Origin of the sequence: Aeromonas salmonicida subsp. salmonicida (genome assembly GCF_001643305.1) — a bacterium.
Lineage (GTDB): Bacteria > Pseudomonadota > Gammaproteobacteria > Enterobacterales > Aeromonadaceae > Aeromonas > Aeromonas salmonicida.
This window is the reverse complement of the sequence record NZ_LSGW01000094.1, coordinates 21,991-44,189: the sequence shown is the minus strand read 5'-3', so window position 1 is coordinate 44,189 and position 22,199 is coordinate 21,991. Positions and strand designations below refer to the sequence as shown.

The following is a 22,199-nucleotide window of genomic DNA, read 5'->3' as shown; positions in this document are numbered from 1 at the left end:
AGGTCAAGACTGTTAAGTATAATGGCTCGTGTGATCTCCACTCGGGCCATTTTATTTTAGGGACAATGCCTTATGTACAAGAACTATAACGATGTGACTGAATCCCCACGCAATGCGCTCATCCCCATGGTGGTAGAGCAGACTGCAAAAGGGGAGCGTTCCTACGACATTTATTCTCGTCTGTTGAAGGAGCGGGTGATCTTCCTGACTGGTCAGGTTGAAGATCATATGGCAAATCTGGTTGTAGCCCAGCTGCTGTTTCTGGAGTCCGAAAATCCGGATCAGGACATCAGCATCTACATCAACTCTCCGGGTGGTGCCGTCACGGCCGGCATGTCCATTTATGACACCATGCAGTTCATCAAGCCGGATGTGAGTACCGTCTGTATGGGGCAGGCCTGCTCCATGGGTGCCTTCCTGCTGGCCGGTGGTGCCAAGGGCAAGCGTTTCTGCCTGCCCAGTGCCCGCGTGATGATCCATCAGCCGTTGGGCGGTTTCCAGGGACAGGCATCTGACATCCAGATCCATGCCCAGGAGATCCTGAAAATCAAGAATACCCTGAACGAGCGTCTGGCCTTCCATACCGGTCAGGAGATGGCCACCATAGAGCGTGATACCGACCGTGACAACTTCATGTCGGCCGATCAAGCCGTTGCTTATGGCCTGGTTGACGGTATCCTGAGCCAGCGCGGCTGAGCTCCGGTGTCGTCCTGGACATGGCCTGAGTGACTGTGTCCTGAACTAGCGTGCTTGAGCAGGGTGTCGCGGACTGTTGTAAACTCAACGGGACGACCCATCCTCTATTGATAAAACGAGGTTGCTGAATGACAGAAAAACGCAAGGGTGAGGGTGATAAGCTGCTCTACTGCTCTTTTTGCGGCAAAAGCCAGCATGAAGTGCGCAAGCTGATCGCTGGCCCTTCCGTCTACATATGTGATGAGTGTGTCGAGCTGTGCAACGACATCATCCGCGAAGAGATCCGCGAGATCTCTCCCAAGCGCGATGGTAGCGAGCTGCCGACCCCTCATGAAATCCGTGCTCACCTGGATGACTATGTGATCGGGCAGGAATATGCCAAGAAGGTGTTGGCCGTGGCCGTCTACAACCACTACAAGCGTCTGCGTAACAGCAGCGAAGCCGGTGGTGTGGAGCTGGGCAAGTCCAACATTCTGTTGATTGGCCCGACCGGTAGCGGCAAGACGCTGCTGGCCGAAACACTTGCTCGTCTGCTGGATGTGCCGTTCACCATGGCCGACGCCACCACACTGACCGAAGCCGGTTATGTGGGCGAAGACGTGGAGAACATCATCCAGAAGCTGTTGCAAAAGTGTGACTACGACGTAGAGAAGGCCCAGCGTGGCATCGTCTATATCGACGAGATCGACAAGATCTCCCGCAAGTCAGACAATCCCTCCATTACCCGCGACGTGTCCGGGGAAGGGGTGCAGCAGGCCCTGCTCAAGCTGATCGAAGGCACCATTGCTTCCGTGCCGCCGCAAGGTGGTCGCAAGCACCCGCAGCAGGAGTTCTTGCAGGTCGATACCTCCAAGATCCTCTTCATCTGTGGCGGCGCCTTTGCCGGTCTGGACAAGGTGATCGAGCAACGCTCCGTCAAGGGCACCGGCATCGGTTTTGGCGCTGACGTCAAATCCAAGAATGCCAGAGCGACCTTGAGCGAGAACTTTGCCAAGGTGGAGCCGGAAGATCTGATCAAATATGGTCTGATCCCCGAGTTCATCGGCCGTTTGCCTGTGGTCGCGACCTTGACCGAGCTGGACGAGGCTGCCCTCATCCAGATCCTGAAAGAGCCGAAAAATGCGCTGACCAAGCAATATGCCGCCTTGTTCGATCTTGAAGGGGTGGAGCTGGAGTTCCGTGACGACGCCTTGAACGCCATTGCGCACAAGGCGATGGAGCGGAAAACCGGTGCCCGTGGTCTGAGATCCATCGTGGAAGCCGTGTTGCTCGATACCATGTATGACCTGCCATCCCTGGAGGGTGTCAGCAAGGTGGTGATCGACGAGACGGTGATCAAAGGGGACTCCGCGCCCTTGATGATCTACGAAAATCCCGAGTCCCAGGCTGCTGTATCAGAGTAACAGTCTGATTTTTAATCAAATGAAAGGGGCTTTTTGCCCCTTTCATGCTTTTTACCGATTCGGCGATTGAATCTCATCTCTGCGCCCCCATATACTCAGCCAAGCGCTTTGCCAACGGTATAACAAGCCGAGAGGACATATATGAACCTAGAGCGTTCAGAACGCATCGAGATTCCCGTCCTGCCTCTTCGTGACGTGGTGGTTTACCCCCACATGGTCATTCCACTCTTTGTGGGGCGGGAAAAATCCATTCGCTGTCTGGAAGCGGCCATGGAGCAGGACAAAAAAGTTCTGCTGGTGGCTCAGAAGGACGCGTCAACCGATGAGCCGACGGTGGAGGAGATTTTCTCCGTCGGGACAGTGGCCAATATTCTACAGATGCTCAAGCTGCCGGATGGCACCGTCAAGGTGCTGGTGGAAGGGGGCCAGCGTGCCCGTCTTGAGCGGATAATCGATGACAAGGACTTCTTCGTCGGTGAGGCGCAGTACATCGCTTCTACCGCCATCGAGGAGAAGTACCAGGACGTGCTGGTGCGCTCCGCCATCGGTCAGTTTGAAGGCTATATCAAGCTCAACAAGAAGATCCCGCCCGAGGTATTGACCTCGATTTCGGCGATCGATGATGCTGCTCGCCTGGCCGATACCATGGCCGCACACATGCCGCTCAAGCTCGAAGACAAGCAGAAGGTGCTGGAAATCGCCTCTGTGTCCGAGCGCATCGAGTTTCTGATGGCCATGATGGAGTCGGAGATTGACCTGCTGCAGGTCGAGAAACGCATCCGTACCCGGGTCAAGAAGCAGATGGAGAAGAGTCAGCGGGAGTACTATCTCAACGAGCAGATGAAGGCCATCCAGAAAGAGCTGGGTGAGCTGGAAGACAGCCCGGATGAATTTGAAGCCCTCAATCGCAAGATTGAAGAGGCGGGGATGCCGGAAGATGCCCGTGAAAAGGCCCATGCCGAGCTCGCCAAGCTGAAGATGATGTCCCCCATGTCTGCCGAAGCCACAGTCGTGCGCAGCTATGTGGACTGGATGGTACAGGTGCCGTGGAAGGCGCGCTCCAAGGTCAAGAAAGACCTTGGCAAGGCGCAGGAGGTGCTGGATTCGGATCACTTTGGTCTGGAGAAGGTCAAGGAGCGCATCCTCGAGTATCTGGCGGTACAGGCGCGGGTGAACAAGCTTAAAGGCCCCATCCTCTGTCTGGTTGGTCCTCCCGGTGTGGGCAAGACCTCGCTGGGCCAGTCCATCGCCAAGGCAACCGGTCGCAAGTATGTGCGTATGGCCTTGGGTGGGGTGCGTGACGAAGCGGAGATCCGTGGTCACCGTCGTACCTATATCGGTTCCATGCCCGGCAAGCTCATCCAGAAGATGGCGAAGGTGGGGGTGAAAAACCCGCTGTTCCTGCTCGATGAAATCGACAAGATGAGCTCGGACATGCGTGGCGATCCCGCTTCTGCCTTGCTGGAAGTGCTGGATCCGGAGCAGAACAACAGCTTCAACGATCACTATCTGGAAGTGGATTATGACCTGTCGGACGTCATGTTCGTGGCCACCTCCAACTCCATGAACATCCCGGGTCCGCTGCTGGACCGGATGGAAGTGATCCGCCTCTCCGGTTATACCGAAGATGAGAAGCTCAATATTGCCAAGCAGCATCTGGTCTCCAAGCAGATCCAGCGCAACGGCCTGAAAGAGTCCGAGATCACCATCGAAGATTCTGCTCTGGTCGGTGTGATCCGCTACTACACCCGCGAGGCGGGGGTGCGGAATCTGGAGCGGGAGATCTCCAAGATTTGTCGCAAGGCGGTCAAGCGCATCCTGCTGGACAAGAGCATCAAGCATGTTCAGGTCAATCAGGCCAACCTCAAGGAGTTCCTCGGGGTGCAGCGTTTCGACTACGGCAAGGCCACCGACCAGAACCAGGTCGGTCAGGTCTGTGGTTTGGCGTGGACCGAAGTGGGCGGCGATCTGCTCACCATCGAAACCACCAACATGCCGGGCAAGGGCAAGCTCACCTACACCGGTTCACTCGGTGATGTGATGCAGGAGTCCATCCAGGCTGCCATGACGGTAGTACGGGCCCGTGCCGACAAGCTGCGCATCAATGCCGACTTCTACGAGAAGCGCGATATCCATGTGCACGTGCCGGAAGGGGCGACCCCGAAAGACGGTCCGAGTGCCGGTATCGCCATGTGTACCGCGCTGGTCTCCAGCTTGACCGGTAATCCGGTTCGTGCTGATGTGGCCATGACGGGGGAAATCACCTTGCGCGGCGAAGTGCTGCCCATCGGCGGTCTCAAAGAGAAGCTGCTGGCGGCTCATCGTGGTGGCATCAAGCGTGTGCTTATCCCGAAAGAAAACGAACGAGACCTCGAAGAGATCCCGGACAACGTCAAACAAGACCTTGAAATCTATCCGGTTCGCTGGATTGATGAAGTGCTGGAACTGGCGTTGCAGGACAATCCGCAAGGGTTTGAGCGCGTTTCTGTCGTGTAAATGTTGATGCGCCGCAAATTTGGCGCATTCGGGGGGGGGTTAAGGCTTGCATGCACCGGGTAACGGAAGTAGCCTTGACCACCGATCGGGTACTCATGATGAGTCGCAATGCGTGATGTGGCGCGGGTTTGCGCTAGATTGTCACTTGCAACTGATCAGGAGGCTTGCTATAAAACCTCCACTTGTTGTGGCCATGGAAATCAGCGCCGCAGCGATGTTCGATAAAAGGGGAATATAAGAGTGAATAAATCTCAACTGATTGACAAGATTGCAGACGGTGCTGATATCTCCAAAGCCGCTGCTGGCCGTGCGCTGGACGCTTTCATTGATGCCGTGGGTGAAGCCCTGAAAGAGGGTGACCAGGTTGCTCTGGTGGGTTTCGGTACTTTCGCCGTGCGCGAGCGTGCTGCCCGTTCTGGTCGTAACCCGCAAACTGGCGCGACCATCGAAATCGCCGCTGGTAAAGTTCCTGCTTTCAAAGCCGGCAAGGCCCTGAAAGACGCTGTCAACTAAGCCGGGCGCTGATATTACATCGGCCACCGTCCTTGGTCACAGACCAGACAAGTGAGAGGGCTCTCCCTCATACTGATTGACCAAGGCGCATCGCAATCGGTGCGCCTTTTCATTATTTACGCCCATCGAGTTCGGGAGCATAAGTACAAACATGATGTTGGATAAACTACGCGAAGGGGCGCAGGGCAAGGTAGCCAAGGTTATCTTGGGCCTGATCATCCTCTCCTTTGCCTTGGCCGGTGTAGGCAGTTACCTCAATGGCCCGGCACGTACCGCCCCCGCTACCGTCAACGGCAATGACATCAGCTCCGCTGCGCTGGAAAATGCCTATCGCAACGAGCGGGCCCGCATGGAATCCCAAATGGGGGAATCTTTCAGCCAGTTGGCCGCCAACCCTGACTACATGAAGCAGTTCCGCCGTGGTGTGCTGGACAGGCTGATCGATCAGGCCCTGTTCGACAGCAAGGCCCGTGAACTGGGTCTGCGGGTCAGTGACGAGCAGATCAAACAGGCCATCATCGCCATGCCGGAGTTTGCCGAAGATGGCAAATTCAACAATGACCGCTACCTGCAGCTCATTCGTCGTGCCGGCATGACACCGGAGATGTTCCGTGACTCACTGCGCCAGGACATGGTGCGTCAGCAGCTGATGGGCGCCCTGCTCGGCACCGAGTTCGCGCTCAAGGGTGAAGCGGAGCAACTCGACAAGCTCTACAACCAGACCCGTGATCTGCGTCTGGTGCGTCTTGCTGCCGCCGCTTATCTGGGCGATGTCCAGGTTTCCGATCAGGAAGTGGAGCAGTACTACAAGACCAACAGCGCGCGTTTCATGAACGACGAGAAGGTGAAGGTCGACTATCTGCTGCTGGATGCGGCCAACCTCGGCAAAGATATCAAGGTCACCGAGCAGGATGCCAAGGATTACTACGATCAGCACCAGGACCTGTTCCAGCGTGCCGAGCGTCGTCATGTAGCGCATATCCTGATCCCGTTTGGCAAGGATGAGAAGGCGGCCGAGAAGCTGGCTGGCGAACTCCTGACCAAGGCCAAGGGCGGCGATGATTTTGCCGCGCTGGCCAAGGCCAACTCCTCCGATACTTTCTCTGCCAAGAAGGGTGGCGAGCTGGACTGGTTCGAGAAAGGGGTGATGGATCCGGCCTTCGAGCAGGCCGCCTTTGCCCTGAACAAGGCAGGGGATCTCTCCAACCTGGTGAAGAGCCCGTTCGGTTTCCACGTCATCAAGTTGCTGGGTGTTGAAGCGGCTCAGACCAAGCCGTTTGTGGATGTCATGGGTGAAACCATCCGACGTCTGCAGGCTGACAAGGCCAAGGAGCTGTTCTTTGCCGAGCAGCAGAAAATGGCTGACAGCAGCTTCGAGAACCAGGACTCGCTGGATCTGACCGCCGATACCATGGGCCTCAAGGTGCAGTCTGTGGACTTCTTCAGTCAGGCTGATGCACCAGAACCCCTCAATGATCCCAAGGTGCTCTCGGTGGCGTTCTCCGAACAGCTGCGCGATGACAACACCAACTCGGATGTGATCGAACTGGCTGATGGCAAGGCGCTGGTCCTGCACATCACAGGTTATCAACCGAAAGCGGCCAAACCGCTGGCGGAGATCAAGGAGCAGGTGATCGCGGCCATCAAGTATGACAAGGCCAGTGAAGTGGCTCGTGGCAAGGCGCAGGGCCTGCTGGACAAGCTGAAGGCCGGTGAGAACATCCAGGCCGATCTGACTGCGCTTGGCTTGAAGATGGAGACCCACAAAGGGGTTGCCCGCTTCGCTCAGGACATGGATCAGAACCTGGTTGCCCAGGTGTTCCGCATGCCTCATCCGAAGGATGGGAAGCCGAGTGTCGAACTGGTCGCCGAAGCCAATGGTGATCGCGTGGTGGTCGCACTGGACAAGGTGGTAGTAGCCAAGGAGCCGTCCCAGATGGTCAGCCTGCTGCAAGGCCAGCTTGGCCAGGGCAAGGCCCAGGTGAGCTACAAGTCCCTGATTGACGAGCTGCGCAAAGCCGCCAAGATCGAGTACTTCACCGATGTGGAAGCCACAGTCGAATAAACCCGACCGGTTGCAACCCATTGAAAACGGCCCCGTCATGGGGCCGTTTTTTTATCTGCGAAGTGAGGTTGAGGCCGCTATGCTGGCTGCGTGACCTGCGTGACCTGCGTGACCTGCGTGACCTGCGTGACCTGCGTGACCTGCGTGACCTGCGTGACCTGCGTGACCTGCGTGACCTGCGTGACCTGCGTGATACGTTATGCGCAGCGTAGAAACGCGGATATGTGTTGGTTTCCCCAGAGCGCGGCGGCCATAAAAAAACCGGCAATCGCTTGCCGGCTTTTTCTATTCAATCGCCTTGGCTGGCGAGGCTTATACCACGCCCTGAGTGCGCAGGTAATCCTCGTAGGTGCCGCCGAAGTCGCGGATACCGTTCTCGGTCAGCTCCATGATGCGGGTCGCCAGGGACGACACGAACTCACGGTCATGGGAGACGAAGATCAGGGTGCCCTGATACATCTCCAGCGCCAGGTTCAAGGATTCGATGGATTCCATGTCCAGGTGGTTGGTCGGCTCATCCATGATCAGGATGTTGGGACGCTGCATCATCAGCTTGCCGAACAGCATGCGACCCTGCTCGCCACCGGAGAGTACCTTGGCCGGCTTTTTGATGTCGTCCTGGGTGAACAGCAGACGACCCAGCACGGAGCGCACTGCCTGCTCGTCTTCGTTGGCCTGTTTCCACTGGGCCATCCAGTCGAACACGTTGAGATCGGTGTCGAAATCGTCGGCGTGATCCTGAGCGTAATAGCCGATCTGGGCGTTCTCGGACCACTTGATGGTGCCGCTGTCCGGTGCCAGCTCGCCCATGAGGGTCTTGATCAGGGTGGATTTACCGATGCCGTTGGTACCCAGAATGGCGACCTTCTCGCCCACTTCCAGCATCATGCTCAGGCCCTTGAACAGGGGCGCCTCACCATAGCCTTTGGCAACGCCTTCCACTTCCAGGATGTTGCGGTAGAGCTTCTTCTCCTGCTCGAAGCGGATGAAGGGGTTCTGACGGCTGGAGACCTTCACTTCCTCAATCTTGATCTTGTCGATCTGCTTGAGACGGGAGGTAGCCTGGCTGGACTTGGAGGCGTTGGCACTGAAACGGGAGACGAAGGATTGCAGGTCGGCAATCTGGGCCTTCTTCTTGGCGTTGTCGGAGAGCAGACGCTCGCGGGCCTGGGTGGCCGCCGTCATGTACTCGTCGTAGTTGCCCGGGTAGACGCGCAGCTCGCCGTAGTCCAGATCCGCCATGTGGGTACAGACCGAGTTCAGGAAGTGACGGTCGTGAGAGATGATGATCATGGTACTTTCACGATCGTTGAGCACCTGCTCCAGCCAGCGGATGGTATTGATGTCCAGGTTGTTGGTCGGTTCGTCCAGCAGCAGGATGTCGGGGTTGGAGAACAGTGCCTGCGCCAGCAGCACCCGCAGCTTCCAGCCTGGTGCCACTTCACTCATCGGGCCATTGTGCAGCTCGATGGGAATGCCGGCGCCCAGCAGCAGTTCGCCAGCACGGGATTCAGCGGTATAGCCATCGTACTCGGCAACCATGCCTTCCAGCTCGGCGGCCTTCATGTAGTCGTCGTCGGTGGCGTCCAGGTTGGCGTAGATGGCATCGCGTTCGGCGATGGCGGCCCACAACTCGCCGTGACCCATCATGACCACGTCCAGTACGCGCATCTCTTCGTAGGCGAACTGGTCCTGGCGCAGCTTACCGATCCGCTCGTTGACGTCCAGGCTCACATTACCGCCGCTCGGCTCAAGGTCGCCGCCGAGGATCTTCATAAAGGTGGACTTGCCACAGCCGTTGGCGCCAATGAGGCCATAGCGGTTGCCGCCGCCAAACTTGACGTTGATGTTCTCAAACAGCGGCTTGGCGCCGAATTGCATGGTGATGTTATTGCTGCTTAACAAAGTAAGTGTCCCGGTTGGTCTGTCAAATGGCGCGCATTATGGCACAGATCCCCCGAAAGTTTTAGCAAGAACTGTGATCTGGCCCCATTGCGGGCAGGGCACAGATCAGGTGGCAAGTCCTCTGAACGTTTTGATGAAGTCAGTGACCGGTTCTCATGGCATGGGGGGAATCGTCCGTGAGCGTCGGCCATGAAAAAAGCCGGCGCAGGGCCGGCTTGCAACAAGGTAAGTTGTGGTTAGTGGGCTGTCGCGCCGGAGGCACCGAGCCCGGTTTGTGAACGGATGAACTGGGGCTGGAACTTGGCATGTTCGTCTGCCGCATTCTCGGACTTGTCGGTGACAGAGAACAGCCAGATCCCGATGAAAGCCACTGCCATGGAGAAGAGGGCAGGGTACTCGTAGGGGAAGATAGCTTCTGCATGACCCAGTACCTTCACCCACACGGTCGGGCCCAGCACCATCAGGCTGACAGCACTGACCAGACCGAGCCAGCCACCGAAGACGGCACCGCGCGTCGTCAGACGGGACCAGAACATGGAGAGGAAGAGCACAGGGAAGTTGCAGCTCGCCGCAATGGAGAAGGCCAGTCCGACCATGAAGGCGATGTTCTGCTTCTCGAACAGGATCCCCAGACCGATGGCGACCACCCCCAGCACCACAGTGGTGTACTTGGAAACGCGCAGCTCGTCTGTTTCGTTGGCCTTGCCCTTCTTGATGACGCTGGCATAGATATCGTGGGAGACCGCAGAAGCACCTGCCAGGGTCAAGCCCGCGACCACCGCCAGTATGGTGGCGAACGCAACGGCGGAGATGAAGCCGAGGAACAGGCTGCCACCGACTGCATCGGCCAGATGAATGGCTGCCATATTGGTGCCGCCCAGCAGGGCGCCGGTAGCGTCCTTGAAGTCAGGGTTGGTGCTGACCAGCAAAATGGCGCCAAAGCCGATGATGAAGGTCAGGATGTAGAAGTAGCCGATGAAGCCGGTGGCATAGAACACAGATTTACGGGCTTCCTTGGCGTCGCTCACTGTGAAGAAACGCATCAGTATGTGGGGTAGACCGGCGGTACCGAACATCAGCGCCAGACCCAGCGAGATGGCGGAGATGGGATCAGACACCAGCCCACCCGGACTCATGATGGCGATACCCTTCTCATGTACCTTGACCGCTTCGCTGAACAGGGCACCGATATCGAAGTTGACGGACTTCATCACCATGATGGCCATGAAGCTGGCACCGGAGAGCAGCATCACCGCCTTGATGATCTGCACCCAGGTGGTGGCCAGCATGCCGCCAAACAACACATAGAGCACCATCAGTATGCCGACCAGCACCACAGCCACATGGTATTGCAGGCCGAACAGCAGCTCGATGAGTTTGCCCGCACCCACCATCTGGGCGATGAGGTAGAGGGCCACTACCACCAGGGAGCCGCTGGCGGAGAGGCTGCGCACAGAGGTCTGTTTGAGGCGGTAGGAAGCCACATCAGCAAAAGTATATTTGCCGAGATTGCGCAGCCGCTCCGCGATCAGGAACAGTATGATGGGCCAGCCCACCAAAAAGCCGATGGAGTAAATGAGGCCATCGTAGCCCGAGGTGTAAACCAGAGCGGAGATACCGAGGAAAGAGGCGGCAGACATGTAGTCACCGGCGATGGCCAGACCGTTTTGAAAGCCGGTGATGCGTCCGCCAGCGGCATAATAATCGGAGGCGGAGCGGTTACGCTTGGAGGCCCAATAGGTAATGAACAGGGTACCCGCCACGAAGATCACGAACATCACTATGGCAGAGATGTTGAGGGGTTGGCGATTGACGTCACCGGTCAGCGCCTCGGCCGCCAGCAAGGGGGAAGAGGCCAGCGAGGCCAGCAACAGCAGAGACTTGCCTTTCATGATTGCACTCCCTTGAGGATCTTCTGGTTCAGCTCGTCGAACTCGCCGTTGGCCCGGAATACATAGATGCCGGTCAGTACGAAGGAAGATAGGATCAGTCCCACTCCCACCGGAATACCACGGGTGATGGTGGAGCCCTCGCTCAAGGGGGTGCCAAGCCAGCCGGGGGCAAAAGCGATGAGCAGGATGAAGGCTAGGTAGAGCCCCAGCATCAGGATGGAGAGGGTCCAGGCAAAGCGCTGGCGTTTGGCCACCAACTCCTGGAAGTGGGGATCTTGCTGGATCCTCAAGTAACGTTGCTGTTCCATTGCAGTTCTCCATGACATAAGTGTCAGCGGTGGATGAAGGGAAGTCCCTACCGAGCAGGCACCCTGCTCATGTAATCAAAATGTGAATTAAATGTTATTTATGGGCAATTAGACTTTGGGATAAGCCAGTGGCCCGCCTTGGGTCAGGCGCAGGTAAATAAGAGCAGCCGTGATGGCATCGCTCAGGGCGTCGTGTACGGGCAGGGAAGGCAAGTTCAGGTGCTGGCGGATGGCGGCCAGATGCAGGTCGATGACCGCGTCGGGATAGCGGCGATAGAGGTGGTCGTGGTAGAGCCGGCTCACCTCTATCCCTTGTTGGGCAAGGGTCAGCCCCCACTGTTTCTGGCAGGCCAGGTTGAGAATGCGCAGATCGTAGGCGATGTGATATCCCACCAGTTCACGTGGGCCGATAAAGGCCAACAGCTGGCGCAGTGCGGCTTCCAGCCTCATGCCCTGTTGCAGATCCTGATGGCGCAGGCCGTGGATCACCACGGATTGCGCGTTCAGGCTGGCGGGGGCTTGTACCCGCAGTGAGAGCGCTTCGCCGGTCAATATCCGGTTACCCTTGATGCGCACCGCCCCGATGGAAACGATCTCGGCCCGGGCAGGATCCAGGCTGGTGGTTTCAAAATCGAGGGCAATCAGCTCATCCTCTGGTGGCAGGGCAAAGAGCGGGGCGAACTCGCCAGTTCGGAAAGCACGGCCATGCCAGTAGCGTCGAGCGCGGCTCCACATGCCTATTGTCTCAGACGAAAGTGCAAGGTGAGCCACTGCTGGAATTTCTTTACCTGATGCAGTGCCTGACGCAGCAGATCCCGCTCGCCGTGGCTGAGTTCATTGACCTGTACCCGGCTCTCTCCTCCCTTGAGCTGGCTGCGCAATCGCAGACGGATAAAGAGTCGAAATGCCTCTGCCAGATTGTCACCATAGCTGGCGCTAAGTCGTTCTGCCGCCACCAGTGCCTCGATGCGCCCCAGGGTCGAGGTCTCCATAATGGTCGCCTCCAGTGCCAGCATACGGATGCCATGGACCAGGGGGAACAGTCCGCCCCGCTTGAGATCCAGCCCATCAGCGGAGCGTTCCAGCCGGCCAAGCAGGGTGAGCGGCGCATGAAACGCCACTGCCGGTCTGACCATCTCCGCCAGCAGATCCCGCCTGTCGGCAAGCTGCTCCCGCAGTTGACGGGCGATGGGAGGGAGCAGGTTGCGATCTCCGGCGATAGGGTGAGCATCGGCCAGGGTGGCGAGCCAGAGCAGGCTGGCTTCGTTTGCTGCGAGGCAGGCCTGCTCAATCCCGCTCTGCCACTGTGTCACCTCTTTCACCCATAGGGGATTGTTGACCATCACCTGGCCGGAGCAGGGAGGGTAACCGAGTTGCTCAAGCAGTGCGCTGAAGGCGGCCAGATCTTTCTGTTGACTGGGCCAGTGCAGGTCGGCAGGCAGGATCAGGGCATTGTCCTGATCTGTTTTGAGGATCTGTTCGCCGCGTCCCTCCGAGCCCAGCATCAGCAGGCACACCTTGTCCTGTACCTCGGGCGGGATCACCAGAGAAAAGGCCTTGGCGATCAATTGCTCGTTGATGGTGGCGATGAGTTTCATCAAAAAGGCGGTGTGGATACCCTGACCAAACAGGGATCGGGTCAGTTGTTGCTGCTCCCGGGCCACCGCTTCCAGTGCGGGCAGTGTATCGGCGCGGGCGATGCGCAGGGTCAACACATGGGAGTGGGTGGAGAAGAGCCCCAGCACCTGTGCCAACTGCAAGATGCCCATCACTTCACCTTGTTGCCAGATGACTAGCCGCTTGATGCGATGACGGGTCATCAATAACAGGGCATCAAACAGATAGCTGCCCAGTGGCAGGCCAATCAGTGGTGCCGGGGTCAGCACGGCGAGCGGTGCCGTCAGCGGCAGCCCCTTCAGGGTGAGGGCGTGCAGCAATGTCTTGCGGGTAGCCAGGGTCAGGCTGCCATCGTGAGCGGGGTAGAGCAGGCAATCCGTGCCCTTGGCCACCATGGCCTCGGTGGCCGCCAGCAGGCTGAGCCGGTTTTCGACGACGAGCGGTGCTTGCAGATGACCGGGTTCAATCCGGGTCAGGATAAATTCCGCCAGATTCTTCTGGCCCAGCTGTTCGCGCTGCTCTTGTTGCTGTTGTCGTTCGGCCAGGCTGGCGGTGAAGTAGCCAGCCAGCACCGGATTGCTGTCGCACAGTGCCCGAAACTCGGCGTGGGGAATGAGCTGGCAGAGGGTATCTTCCAGTGCGTTGAACTGGTGGCGACAGCGGCCATCAAACTGGGCGCGCACATCAAACAGATCGTCGACCCCGTAATCGCCAAAATGGTGATGGGTCGCGGATTCCTCCACCGCTCCCTTGATGATGAGGTAGAGGCCGGGTGGGGCATCACCGGCGTTCAACACCGTCTGTCCCGCGCGAAAATAGCAGATGGAGAGGTGCTGTTCGAGCCGCTCACGCTGCTCTGCATTCAGTACATCAAATGGGGGGCGGGCAAAGTTGAACAAGCTAGTCATGGCAATCCTTGGCCTGTGGCGTCAGATCAGTCTGACAAAGCCGTGACGCAGGAGCCAGCCGACTTTAGTCGCACACCTTGCCTGCAACAGGAAGCGGGAAAATGGTGGCCTCGCTGTACCTCGCAATAACACTCTGATAACGTGGTGGTATGACCAGTTTGATTCAAGGAGCGGAGAGGGAAATGGAAAAACCAAGGGTCAAGTGCGAGATCCGGGACGGTATCGCCGAGGTGATGCTGGCGCGGGGGGACAAGCTCAATGCGCTGGATAGAAGCATGTTTGGCGCCATCGACCAGACGCTCGCCGAGTTGCAGCAACACAAAGGACTGCGGGCGGTGATCCTGTATGGGGAAGGGCGCGCCTTCTGCGCCGGTCTGGATGTGAAATCCATGCTCAAGCAGCCGGTGGCGGCCCTGGACATACTCAAGCGCGAGGCGGATGAGGCAACCAATCTGGCGCAGCGGGTCGCCTATGGCTGGCACCAGTTGCCGGTGCCTGTGATTGCCGTGACCCAGGGGGTGTGCTTTGGCGGCGGCTTGCAGATTGCCCTCGGCGCAGACTTCCGGTTCAGCACCCCGGATTGTCGCTTCTCCGTGATGGAGATCAAGTGGGGCATCATTCCCGACATGAGTGGCTGCGTCACCCTGCGTAACCTGATGGGGGTGGATACCGCCATGGAGCTTGCCATGAGCGGGCGCGAGTGCGATGCCCTTGAGGCCAAGTCCCTCGGGTTGGTAAGCCGGGTATGCGAGGATCCGCTGACCGAGGCGCGGGAGTTTGCCCGCACCCTCATCACCAAGTCGCCGGATGCGCTGGCGGGGATCAAGCAGCTCTACCAGCAGGCCTGGGCTCGCAGCGATGAGGTGATGCTCAAGGAAGAGACCCGCTTGCAAAAGCAGATCCTGGGCCGACCCAATCAGTGGCGCGCCACGTTCAACAGCCTGTTTCGCTGGCGCCTGCCGTTTGGGCCGAGGCGCAACGCCCTCTGACGTGGTAAAGGGAAGCGGTAAAGAACACAGCAAAATAAAATGGCAGCCGAGGCTGCCATTTTTCGTTGTGTCGTTGCACTTATTTGGTAATGGTATCCGGATCCGGTTCGAACGGGTGGCCAGACAGCTCTTGCTCCAGGTTTTGCTCGGAGCGACGACCAGTCCAGTAATCGGCGTTCTTGATACCGAGTTTCTCCGGGTGGAACACGGGATCCAGCCCTTGAGCCTGCTGTGCTTCATAGTCTTTCAAGCAGATAAAAGCAGTTTTTTGCAGCAGCAGGATGGCTATGATGTTGAGCCAGGCCATCAGACCTACCCCTATGTCTCCCAGACCCCAAGCGAGATCTGCCGTCTTGACGGTACCGTAGACAGTCGCTGCCATCAGAGCAATCTTCAGCAAGAAGGTGAGCCAGGGGCGATTAATCTTGCGGTTGATATAGGCGATGTTGGTTTCGGCGATGTAGTAGTAGGCGACTATGGTGGTGAACGCGAAGAAGAACAGCGCGATAGCCACGAAGATGCTGCCAAAGCCCGGCATCATGCTCTCCATGGCGGTCTGTACATAACCAGGGCCTGCGGCAATGCCGGCGATGCCTGTGTAAATGGCTGCGCCATCCGGTCCTTGCACGTTGTAAAGGCCGGTGATCAGCAGCATGAAGCCGGTGGCGGAGCAGACAAACAGGGTGTCGATGTAGACGGAAAACGCCTGCACCAGCCCTTGTTTAGCCGGATGACTCACTGCGGCGGCAGAGGAGGCATGGGGGCCGGTACCTTGACCCGCTTCGTTGGAATAGACCCCACGCTTGACGCCCCACATGATGGCCAGACCCAGAATGGCACCAAAACCGGCGTCCAGACCAAAGGCACTCTTCCAGATCAGCAGGATCACGCCCGGCAGTGCCGAGATGTTGAGGGCTATGATGACGCAGGCCACTATGATGTAGCCCAGCGCCATGAAGGGCACTACGGTACTGGCAAAGCTGGCAATCCGTTTGACGCCACCGAAGATGATAAAGCCCAGCAGCAGAGCGAGACCAGCGGCAGTGACGTTTGGATCAATGTCAAAGGCGGTTTTCAGGCTGGAGCCGATGGAGTTTGCTTGCACCCCCGGCAGCAGCACGCCGCAGGCAAAGATGGTAGATATGGCGAAGGTCCAGGCGTACCACTTCATGCCAAGCCCTTTCTCGATATAAAAGGCTGGGCCACCGCGGTACTCACCGTTGATCTTCTCTTTGTAGACCTGACCCAGGGTGGACTCCACGAAGGCGGAGCTGGCACCGAGGAAGGCCACCATCCACATCCAGAACAGGGCGCCCGGACCACCGAAGGTGATGGCAGTGGCGACACCGGCTATGTTGCCGGTACCGACCCGACCCGCAAGCGTCATGGCCAGCGCCTGGAAGGAGGAGACACCCGCATCGGTGCTCTTGCCATCAAACATCAGGCGTACCATCTCTTTCATGTGGCGTAGTTGTAAAAAACGGGTGCGTAGGGAGAAGTAGAGGCCTATCCCCAGGCACAGATAGATGAGCGCAGGGCTCCAAATCACACCATTGATAGCATTGACGATTTCATTCATGTACAACAACTCCTTTGTTGTGCTGTCTTGGCGAGGTCTTTGCCTCGCTCCCTTAAAATGGTAAGTGACCAAGAGGGTCACTCAATCTTGAGCGGGACTTTCAACTGCCAAGTCCGTGGGTTTTAACATATCGGTTTGTTCAAGGGCTTCCCAGCAAAATATGTTGTCATGTTGTTAATTTGTGAGTTGGCGTTAACAAATGGTCCTTTTGGTCGGGATGAGCCGGTATCCCCGCCATGATCTCCTCTCTCGTCTACCTGGATTGGTGATAACGGAGACACAGCAAATTTGAGGCCAAGGATGAAAATAGAAAACCATCTCAATGTGATCCGCCTCGCCGGGCAGGGGGATGCGGTCGCCATGGCCTACCTGTTCGGGCAGCTTGGCTACCCCGCCAGCCCGGTCGAGGTGGCTGAACGCTGGTTGCAGCCAGCTCCTGATCGTGAGGTGCTGCTCGCCTGTCACGAGGTCGAGGTAGTGGGAGTGCTGGTGTGGCATCGCCTGCGGCCCTTGCATGTTGCACCAGACTGGGGCCTGATCTCGGCGCTGGTCGTCGATGAAGGTGCAAGAGGCGCTGGCGTGGGGGCTGCCTTGCTGGCGACGGCAGAAGCTCGTGCCCTGGCGCAAGGTTGCAGCCAGCTGGAATTGTCCAGCAGTCTCAAACGGCAAGATGCCCATCGTTTCTATCTGTCTCAGGGTTACCTCGAGCGTCCGAAGCGGTTCGTAAAAGTATTTTGATTGGCAAGAGGAGTCTGCGTGTTCTGGTCCAGGTTATGGAGTCTGTTTGGTGGTATGTCCCGACAGGAAGAGAGCGCCCCACGAGCGCTGGAGTGGCAACAGGCCCTGGCTGTGGTGCCCATCTTGCAGGGATTTTCCAAAGACGATCAGCTGCGGCTGATTGCTCTGGCGCAGCAATTTCTGGCCCGCAAGACCCTGACCCAACTCGGGGTTGAGCTGACTTCCCGCCAGCAGGCGGTATTGGCCTTGCAGGCGGTGCTGCCCATTTTGCATCTTGGTCTCGACTGGTATCGTGGCTTTCACGAAATCATATTGATCCCGGAACCCGTGGTCCGTCGTCAGGAGGTGCAGGATGAATTCGGTCTGGTGAGCGAGTGGGAAGAAGAGAACGCTGGGGAGTCCTGGCCTCAGGGGCCGCTGGTGCTGGCCTGGAGCGAGTTGCAGCAGGACGGGGATTGGGATGGCTTCAACCTGGTTATCCACGAATTGGCTCATAAACTCGACATGCTGGGGGGAGATGCCGACGGTGCGCCGCCGCTGCCAAGTGGCATGGATACACGCCAGTGGACCCAGGCCCTGCAGGAGGCGTTCGATGCCATGAATGCCCAGCTGGCCCGCGACGAGGTAACAGCTATCGATCCCTATGCCGCCGAGCATCCGGCCGAGTTTTTGCCGTGTGCTGCGAGAGCTTCTTTACCGATCCGTTGCGCTTGCGGCAGGTCTATCCCGCTGTATACCGGCAACTAAGTCAGTTCTTCAGCCAGGATCCCGCCCTGCGTTTTCCGGCGACCCGCTTGTTGGCGGGAGAGGCGCAAACGGGGCTAATTGTCTGATAACCGATCCGCAGATGAATTAATCTGAATAGCAAAAAGGCACCCGGAGGTGCCTTTTTCACAATCTGAATTGCTTACCTATCAGGCAGCAGCTTTCAGCTGCACGGCAGCGGCTTTCTTGTGATCGCCAATCGGTAGCACAGTGCGGCCAAACTGTTCGTTGATCACGGTAGCCATGGCCAGGTAGATGGCACTGGCGCCACAGATGATGCCTTCGAAACCGGCAATGGTGCCGATCAGGGTGCTGCCGGTGAAATCACGGGCGGCCAGCAGGAAGAACAGCACTGTCAGGGAGGCGAACACGAACTGCTTCACACGGGGGAAGTTGACGGTGCCGACCAGCATGAAGAGAGTGAACATGCCCCACATCAGCAGATACCAGCCCATGTAAGCGTGGGGAGTGGCTTCGGCCAGACCCATGGTTGGCATCACCAGCAGGAACACCAGGCTCCACCAGAAGGTGCCGTAGGAGATGAAGGCGGTGACACCGAAGGTGTTGCCACGCTTGAACTCCATGATACCGGCGATGATCTGGGCCAGACCGCCATAGCACAGGCCCATGGCCAGGATCATGGCGCTGATGGGGAAGAAACCTGCGTTATGGATGTTCAGCAGAATGGTGGTCATACCGAAACCCATCAGACCCAGAGGGGCAGGGTTGGCCAATTTTTCGCTCACGTGGTGTTCTCCAAAAATAGAGGTGGGGGTTGATAAAAGACGCGCGATTTTAGGCAGGCAACGGGTCCCTCGCAAGAGGGGAGTACAAAAAATGGTAAAAAAACTACACGAAATTTTATCCACGTCATTATTCGTGCCATTCAGGTAGATAACAGGTGAATGAATAGCGGTGGCAAGGTTGATTTTTTGTGTGAGCCACGCCGGATATGAAAGTGAATAACAGATAGCAGCAGTGCCTTCGTCCCCTGGTTTTCGAGCCTGTTTCATGCCACTGGGCTCTTGTCTGTTGCAGCCAGATGCCAGGCATTCGTCAGAGGTAAAAATCACTATATATGCCATCAAACAAAAAGAGGGAGTCACCATTTGAAGCGCAGAAGACACTTGCCCAAATCCAGAGGAAAACCGGTCGAGCAGGGGCGCTCACATTGGACGCATTATGTGGATAACGGGATAACGGGATAACGGGATAACGGGATAACGGGATAACGGGTCGCCAGAGGAGGGCAGAGCGCAGTCGTAAAAGGCGTTGGGAATGAGGGGGGATACCCTCTATGCTCTGCGCACTCAATGATGAGTCGTTAGTGGCTATGGTTTCAAGGGGGAAGTGGACGCCTGGCGGCACGAACAATCAAGGAGAGCTGAGGTGAAAACGCCGGGGAGCCGTTTCTGCTCCCCGGCAGCGGTCAGTTATCCAGTGTCAGAACGACCTTGGCTTCCTTGTCCGCCTCCTTTACCTGACTGTCGAGTACGAACAGCCGTTCCGGCGCAATCCCCTGGGTATCCACCAGATACTCCTTGGTATTCTGGGCACGGCGCATGGCCAGATTGCGCAGGGACTTGGCGGTGATCAGCTGTTGATCCCGCAGCAGGATCATAGCCTGGCTTCGCAGGGCCGGGCTCTCTTCATCCAGTTTCGACCTGTCGGCCAAGTCCCCCAGCTCTTCGTTGAAGCGCGCCTCATAGGCTTCGGCCAGCGCGGCTTGGAGTACGGGGTCCTGCTCCAGCAGATCGAGGTCAACCGGCATGCCAGTGATCTTGGTCAATACTCGCTCCAGCTTCTGGCGCTGCAAAATGGGGCGTTCTTCGTTGAAGTTGACCTTGCCGCGAATGTTCATGCTGATCTTGGGTCTCTCCTTGAGCGCTTGCGCCAGCTTGGTCAGCCTGATCTGCTGGGTCGGAGTGAGAGCCGGCTCACCCAGCAGGAAGGGCAGCTCATCCAGATCCTCAGTGCCTCCGGTCAACGACGCCAGCAGAGAGAAGGGGGACGTAATGGCCTTTCTGAGGGTATTGCCCAGTACATCCCAGAAGATATTGCCGAGGCTGAAATTTGGCTGATCCAGATTGCCTTTTACCTTCAGGTTCATCTGGATGACGCCGTTGGCATCGCTGAGCAGGGCGATGGCCAGTCCCAGCGGCATGTCCTTGGCCTGCTCGCTCTTGATCTTCTCTCCCAGTTGCAGCTTCTTGATGGTGATGTCGTTATCCCCCTCCAGTCGATTGCCCTGCAGCTTGTAGTTCAGCTTCATGGAGAGCTGTCCCTTGTCGATGGCATAACCGGCGTAGGTACTGGAGTAGGGGGTAAAAGTGGTGAGTTCCAGGTTGCTGAAGGTGACTGCCACATCGAGCACGGGCTGCTCGATCAGCAGATTGGTGTTGCCGCGAATGGTCACGGGGGCATAGCGGTCAACCTTGCCGTTGAAGGCGAGATCCGAACGTTGGCCGGGAATATTGCTGATATGGCGGCTCTGGCCGCTGAGGGAGGCAATGTCCACCACGAATTCCGGGCTCAGGCTGCGATCGGCAAAGCGCAGGTTGCCCTGTTCGGTACGGACCTGATCGATGGTAATGCGGGGGACGGGCCCGTTGGCGGGCTCTGTGCTGGCAGCTTGTGGCAGCACCAGTTGCTGGAGGTTGGTGATCCCGTCTTCGTTGATCTCGATGCGGGCGAAGGGTTTGCGCAGCAGTATGTCGCCAATCTTCACCTGCTGGCTGATGCCGTCATAGTGCAACCCGCTCAGCTCCAGACGATCTATCTGCAGCAGGCGTTGATTGTCGGCCCGATCAAGCACGAACAACTGGTCTATGTCGAGCCCCCCTGTGACTTCGAGTTTGCTCAGCCCCCCCTCGGCATTGGTGGTCAAGTCCAGTCTGGTACGGCTGGCAAGCTGGCCGTCGCGCACCGTGATGCGCAGCAGATCCTGCAGGTAGGGTTGTGCCCATTTGAGGGGCAGCCCCTGCTGCTTGAACTCGCCCTTGAGGGTGAAAGGGGCCAGGGTGAGGTCGCCGTCAAACCCCAGCGTACTCTGGGTGTTGAGGGTGGCATTGAGGCTGAGCGGGCTGGGCTGATCAGACTGACTGCCAAGGGGACCCAGCGTGAGGTTCAGCCCGGAGATCTCGCGCAGCAGCGGCTTGCCACTGCTCGACTCGGTCAGCTTGAACTCCCCCTGGCTGATGCGCGTCTCCTTAAGCGACCAGCGCCAGGGGTTGCCCGGAGCCGGCTTTTTGCCCGAGGGTTTATCCGCAGGCTGGGGGACAAGCAGTGCTGTCAGGTCCAGCTGCTGCGCGGCATCGAGGGTTGCCGTGACCGCCGGGGCCTTGAGTGCGATCTTGTCGATCCTGACCGACTGCTTGTTGCCATCCAGGGCTATGCCTGCCAATGCCAGCTGTTTGAAGCGGGCAAACTCGGCGCCCTTGTTCTGCTTGAGTTGCCAGTCGCTCAAGGTCAGCTTGCCCTTTGACAACTGCCAATCCAGCCCATGCTTGCCCTGACTGAGCTGGTAGTTCAGTTCGGCGCTGGCCTCGCCCTTGACCAGATTGACCTTGAGGTAGGGGGCCCAGAGCGGCGCGAAGGGCGAGAGCGCAAGCTTGCCGAGACTGAGCTGGCCCTTGCCAGCCCCCGTCATGATATCGAGCTGGCCGCTCGCCTTGAGCGGGCTCTGCTTGTTGAGCCGGGCGGTCAACTGGAAGTGGTTGGTATTTTTCGCCGCAGTGGAGAAATCCGGCAGTTGCAGATCGAGCCCGCTCAGGGTGAGCGGGGGTATCCAGCCCGCACTGTTTTTCTTGCGACTGTCCTGGTAGCTGACGTGACCCTGTACGGCGGCCAGTTTGGCTATCTGTACCAGAGGGGGTTCGCTGCTGGTCGTGGCGGGCGTCTGCGAGGGCGTCAGCATGCTGGCCAGGGCATCGGTCAGATTGAAACGTACCTCACCTTTGCTGTCGGCCCGACGGATGAGATTCACCATCGGCTTGGTGAGGGTGGCGTCACTCAGAATAATGGCCTTCTGCCGCCAGCTCTGGCCAAGCTCTGGGACAAGCTGCAACTGCTCGAATGCAATGATGGGTTGCTGTTTTTCATCGAGCAGCGCCGAGGGACCGATGGCAAGGGAGGGATGGCGCAGGCTGACATGGATCTCCCCCAGCGTCAGGTTCAGACCATAGTGTTTGGCCAGCCAGGCGGGCAGGTGGCGCTGGGTGAGAGTCGGCGCTTGCCATAACAGGACCAACAGGGAGATGAGCAGTGCGGCGAAGAGATAAAGGGTATAGCGCAGCAGGCGGACACGCAGGGGTTTGGGCATGAAG

At 58.0% G+C, this 22,199-nt stretch carries 16 protein-coding genes and 1 pseudogene; 9 read left to right on the top strand and 8 right to left on the bottom strand.

Going from position 1 to position 22,199, the window contains the following annotated elements; translation table 11 throughout:
• The first annotated feature begins 72 nt into the window (after positions 1-72).
• The 6 genes from clpP (at position 73) to AXW79_RS23850 (ending at position 7,385) form a co-directional block, all read left to right on the top strand.
• Positions 73-696, top strand: a complete 624-nt coding sequence (gene clpP, locus AXW79_RS17665; RefSeq protein ID WP_005315368.1) for an ATP-dependent Clp endopeptidase proteolytic subunit ClpP — start codon at positions 73-75, stop codon at positions 694-696.
• Between the two features lie 128 nt (positions 697-824).
• Complete coding sequence (gene clpX, locus AXW79_RS17660) at positions 825-2,099, top strand: ATP-dependent protease ATP-binding subunit ClpX (RefSeq protein ID WP_005315369.1); 1,275 nt, start codon at positions 825-827, stop codon at positions 2,097-2,099.
• Between the two features lie 141 nt (positions 2,100-2,240).
• Complete coding sequence (lon, locus tag AXW79_RS17655; protein WP_005315371.1) at positions 2,241-4,595, top strand: endopeptidase La; 2,355 nt, start codon at positions 2,241-2,243, stop codon at positions 4,593-4,595.
• 240 nt (positions 4,596-4,835) lie between these two features.
• Positions 4,836-5,108: a nucleoid-associated protein HU-beta gene (gene hupB, locus AXW79_RS17650; protein WP_005315375.1), complete on the top strand. Its 273-nt coding sequence runs from the start codon at positions 4,836-4,838 to the stop codon at positions 5,106-5,108.
• 151 nt (positions 5,109-5,259) lie between these two features.
• Positions 5,260-7,173 carry a peptidylprolyl isomerase gene (ppiD, locus tag AXW79_RS17645; RefSeq protein WP_005315377.1) on the top strand — a complete coding sequence of 638 codons (1,914 nt, stop codon included), beginning with the start codon at positions 5,260-5,262 and terminating at the stop codon, positions 7,171-7,173.
• Between the two features lie 68 nt (positions 7,174-7,241).
• On the top strand, positions 7,242-7,385 hold the full coding sequence (locus tag AXW79_RS23850) for a hypothetical protein (RefSeq protein WP_155395629.1): 144 nt from the start codon (positions 7,242-7,244) through the stop codon (positions 7,383-7,385).
• A 100-nt stretch (positions 7,386-7,485) separates the two neighbouring features.
• Here the strand turns inward: AXW79_RS23850 and AXW79_RS17640 are convergent, their stop codons facing one another.
• The 5 genes from AXW79_RS17640 to AXW79_RS17620 form a co-directional block, all read right to left on the bottom strand.
• Entirely contained in the window at positions 7,486-9,078 is a 1,593-nt protein-coding gene (locus tag AXW79_RS17640) for an ABC-F family ATPase (RefSeq protein WP_005315379.1), read from the bottom strand.
• Between the two features lie 236 nt (positions 9,079-9,314).
• Entirely contained in the window at positions 9,315-10,970 is a 1,656-nt protein-coding gene (locus AXW79_RS17635; RefSeq protein WP_005315381.1) for a cation acetate symporter, read from the bottom strand.
• Positions 10,967-11,278, bottom strand: coding sequence for a DUF485 domain-containing protein (locus AXW79_RS17630; protein WP_005315383.1), 312 nt, complete (start codon positions 11,276-11,278; stop codon positions 10,967-10,969). Before AXW79_RS17630 ends, AXW79_RS17635 begins: the two co-directional genes overlap by 4 nt.
• Positions 11,279-11,386: 108 nt before the next feature.
• Entirely contained in the window at positions 11,387-12,013 is a 627-nt protein-coding gene (locus AXW79_RS17625) for a 3'-5' exonuclease (protein WP_005315390.1), read from the bottom strand.
• Positions 12,014-12,015: 2 nt separating this feature from the next.
• Positions 12,016-13,803: a putative nucleotidyltransferase substrate binding domain-containing protein gene (locus AXW79_RS17620; RefSeq protein WP_005315392.1), complete on the bottom strand. Its 1,788-nt coding sequence runs from the start codon at positions 13,801-13,803 to the stop codon at positions 12,016-12,018.
• Positions 13,804-13,985: 182 nt separating this feature from the next.
• Between AXW79_RS17620 and AXW79_RS17615 the strand changes: the two genes are divergently transcribed.
• The gene (locus AXW79_RS17615; RefSeq protein ID WP_005315394.1) at positions 13,986-14,792 is read left to right on the top strand and encodes a crotonase/enoyl-CoA hydratase family protein; all 807 of its coding nucleotides are present in this window, start codon (positions 13,986-13,988) and stop codon (positions 14,790-14,792) included.
• Between the two features lie 79 nt (positions 14,793-14,871).
• Here the strand turns inward: AXW79_RS17615 and AXW79_RS17610 are convergent, their stop codons facing one another.
• On the bottom strand, positions 14,872-16,371 hold the full coding sequence (locus AXW79_RS17610) for an alanine/glycine:cation symporter family protein (protein ID WP_005315395.1): 1,500 nt from the start codon (positions 16,369-16,371) through the stop codon (positions 14,872-14,874).
• Between the two features lie 300 nt (positions 16,372-16,671).
• Between AXW79_RS17610 and AXW79_RS17605 the strand changes: the two genes are divergently transcribed.
• A complete protein-coding gene (locus AXW79_RS17605; protein ID WP_005315396.1) occupies positions 16,672-17,109 on the top strand; it encodes a GNAT family N-acetyltransferase in 438 nt (145 codons plus the stop codon).
• An 18-nt stretch (positions 17,110-17,127) separates the two neighbouring features.
• A pseudogene (locus tag AXW79_RS17600) lies at positions 17,128-17,942 on the top strand (M90 family metallopeptidase).
• Between the two features lie 81 nt (positions 17,943-18,023).
• Here AXW79_RS17600 and AXW79_RS17595 read toward each other — a convergent pair.
• Together AXW79_RS17595 and AXW79_RS17590 are read right to left on the bottom strand one after the other, a co-directional pair.
• The gene (locus AXW79_RS17595; protein WP_005315399.1) at positions 18,024-18,620 is read right to left on the bottom strand and encodes an acetate uptake transporter; all 597 of its coding nucleotides are present in this window, start codon (positions 18,618-18,620) and stop codon (positions 18,024-18,026) included.
• Between the two features lie 683 nt (positions 18,621-19,303).
• The gene (locus tag AXW79_RS17590; protein WP_005315400.1) at positions 19,304-22,195 is read right to left on the bottom strand and encodes a DUF748 domain-containing protein; all 2,892 of its coding nucleotides are present in this window, start codon (positions 22,193-22,195) and stop codon (positions 19,304-19,306) included.
• Positions 22,196-22,199 lie beyond the last annotated feature (4 nt).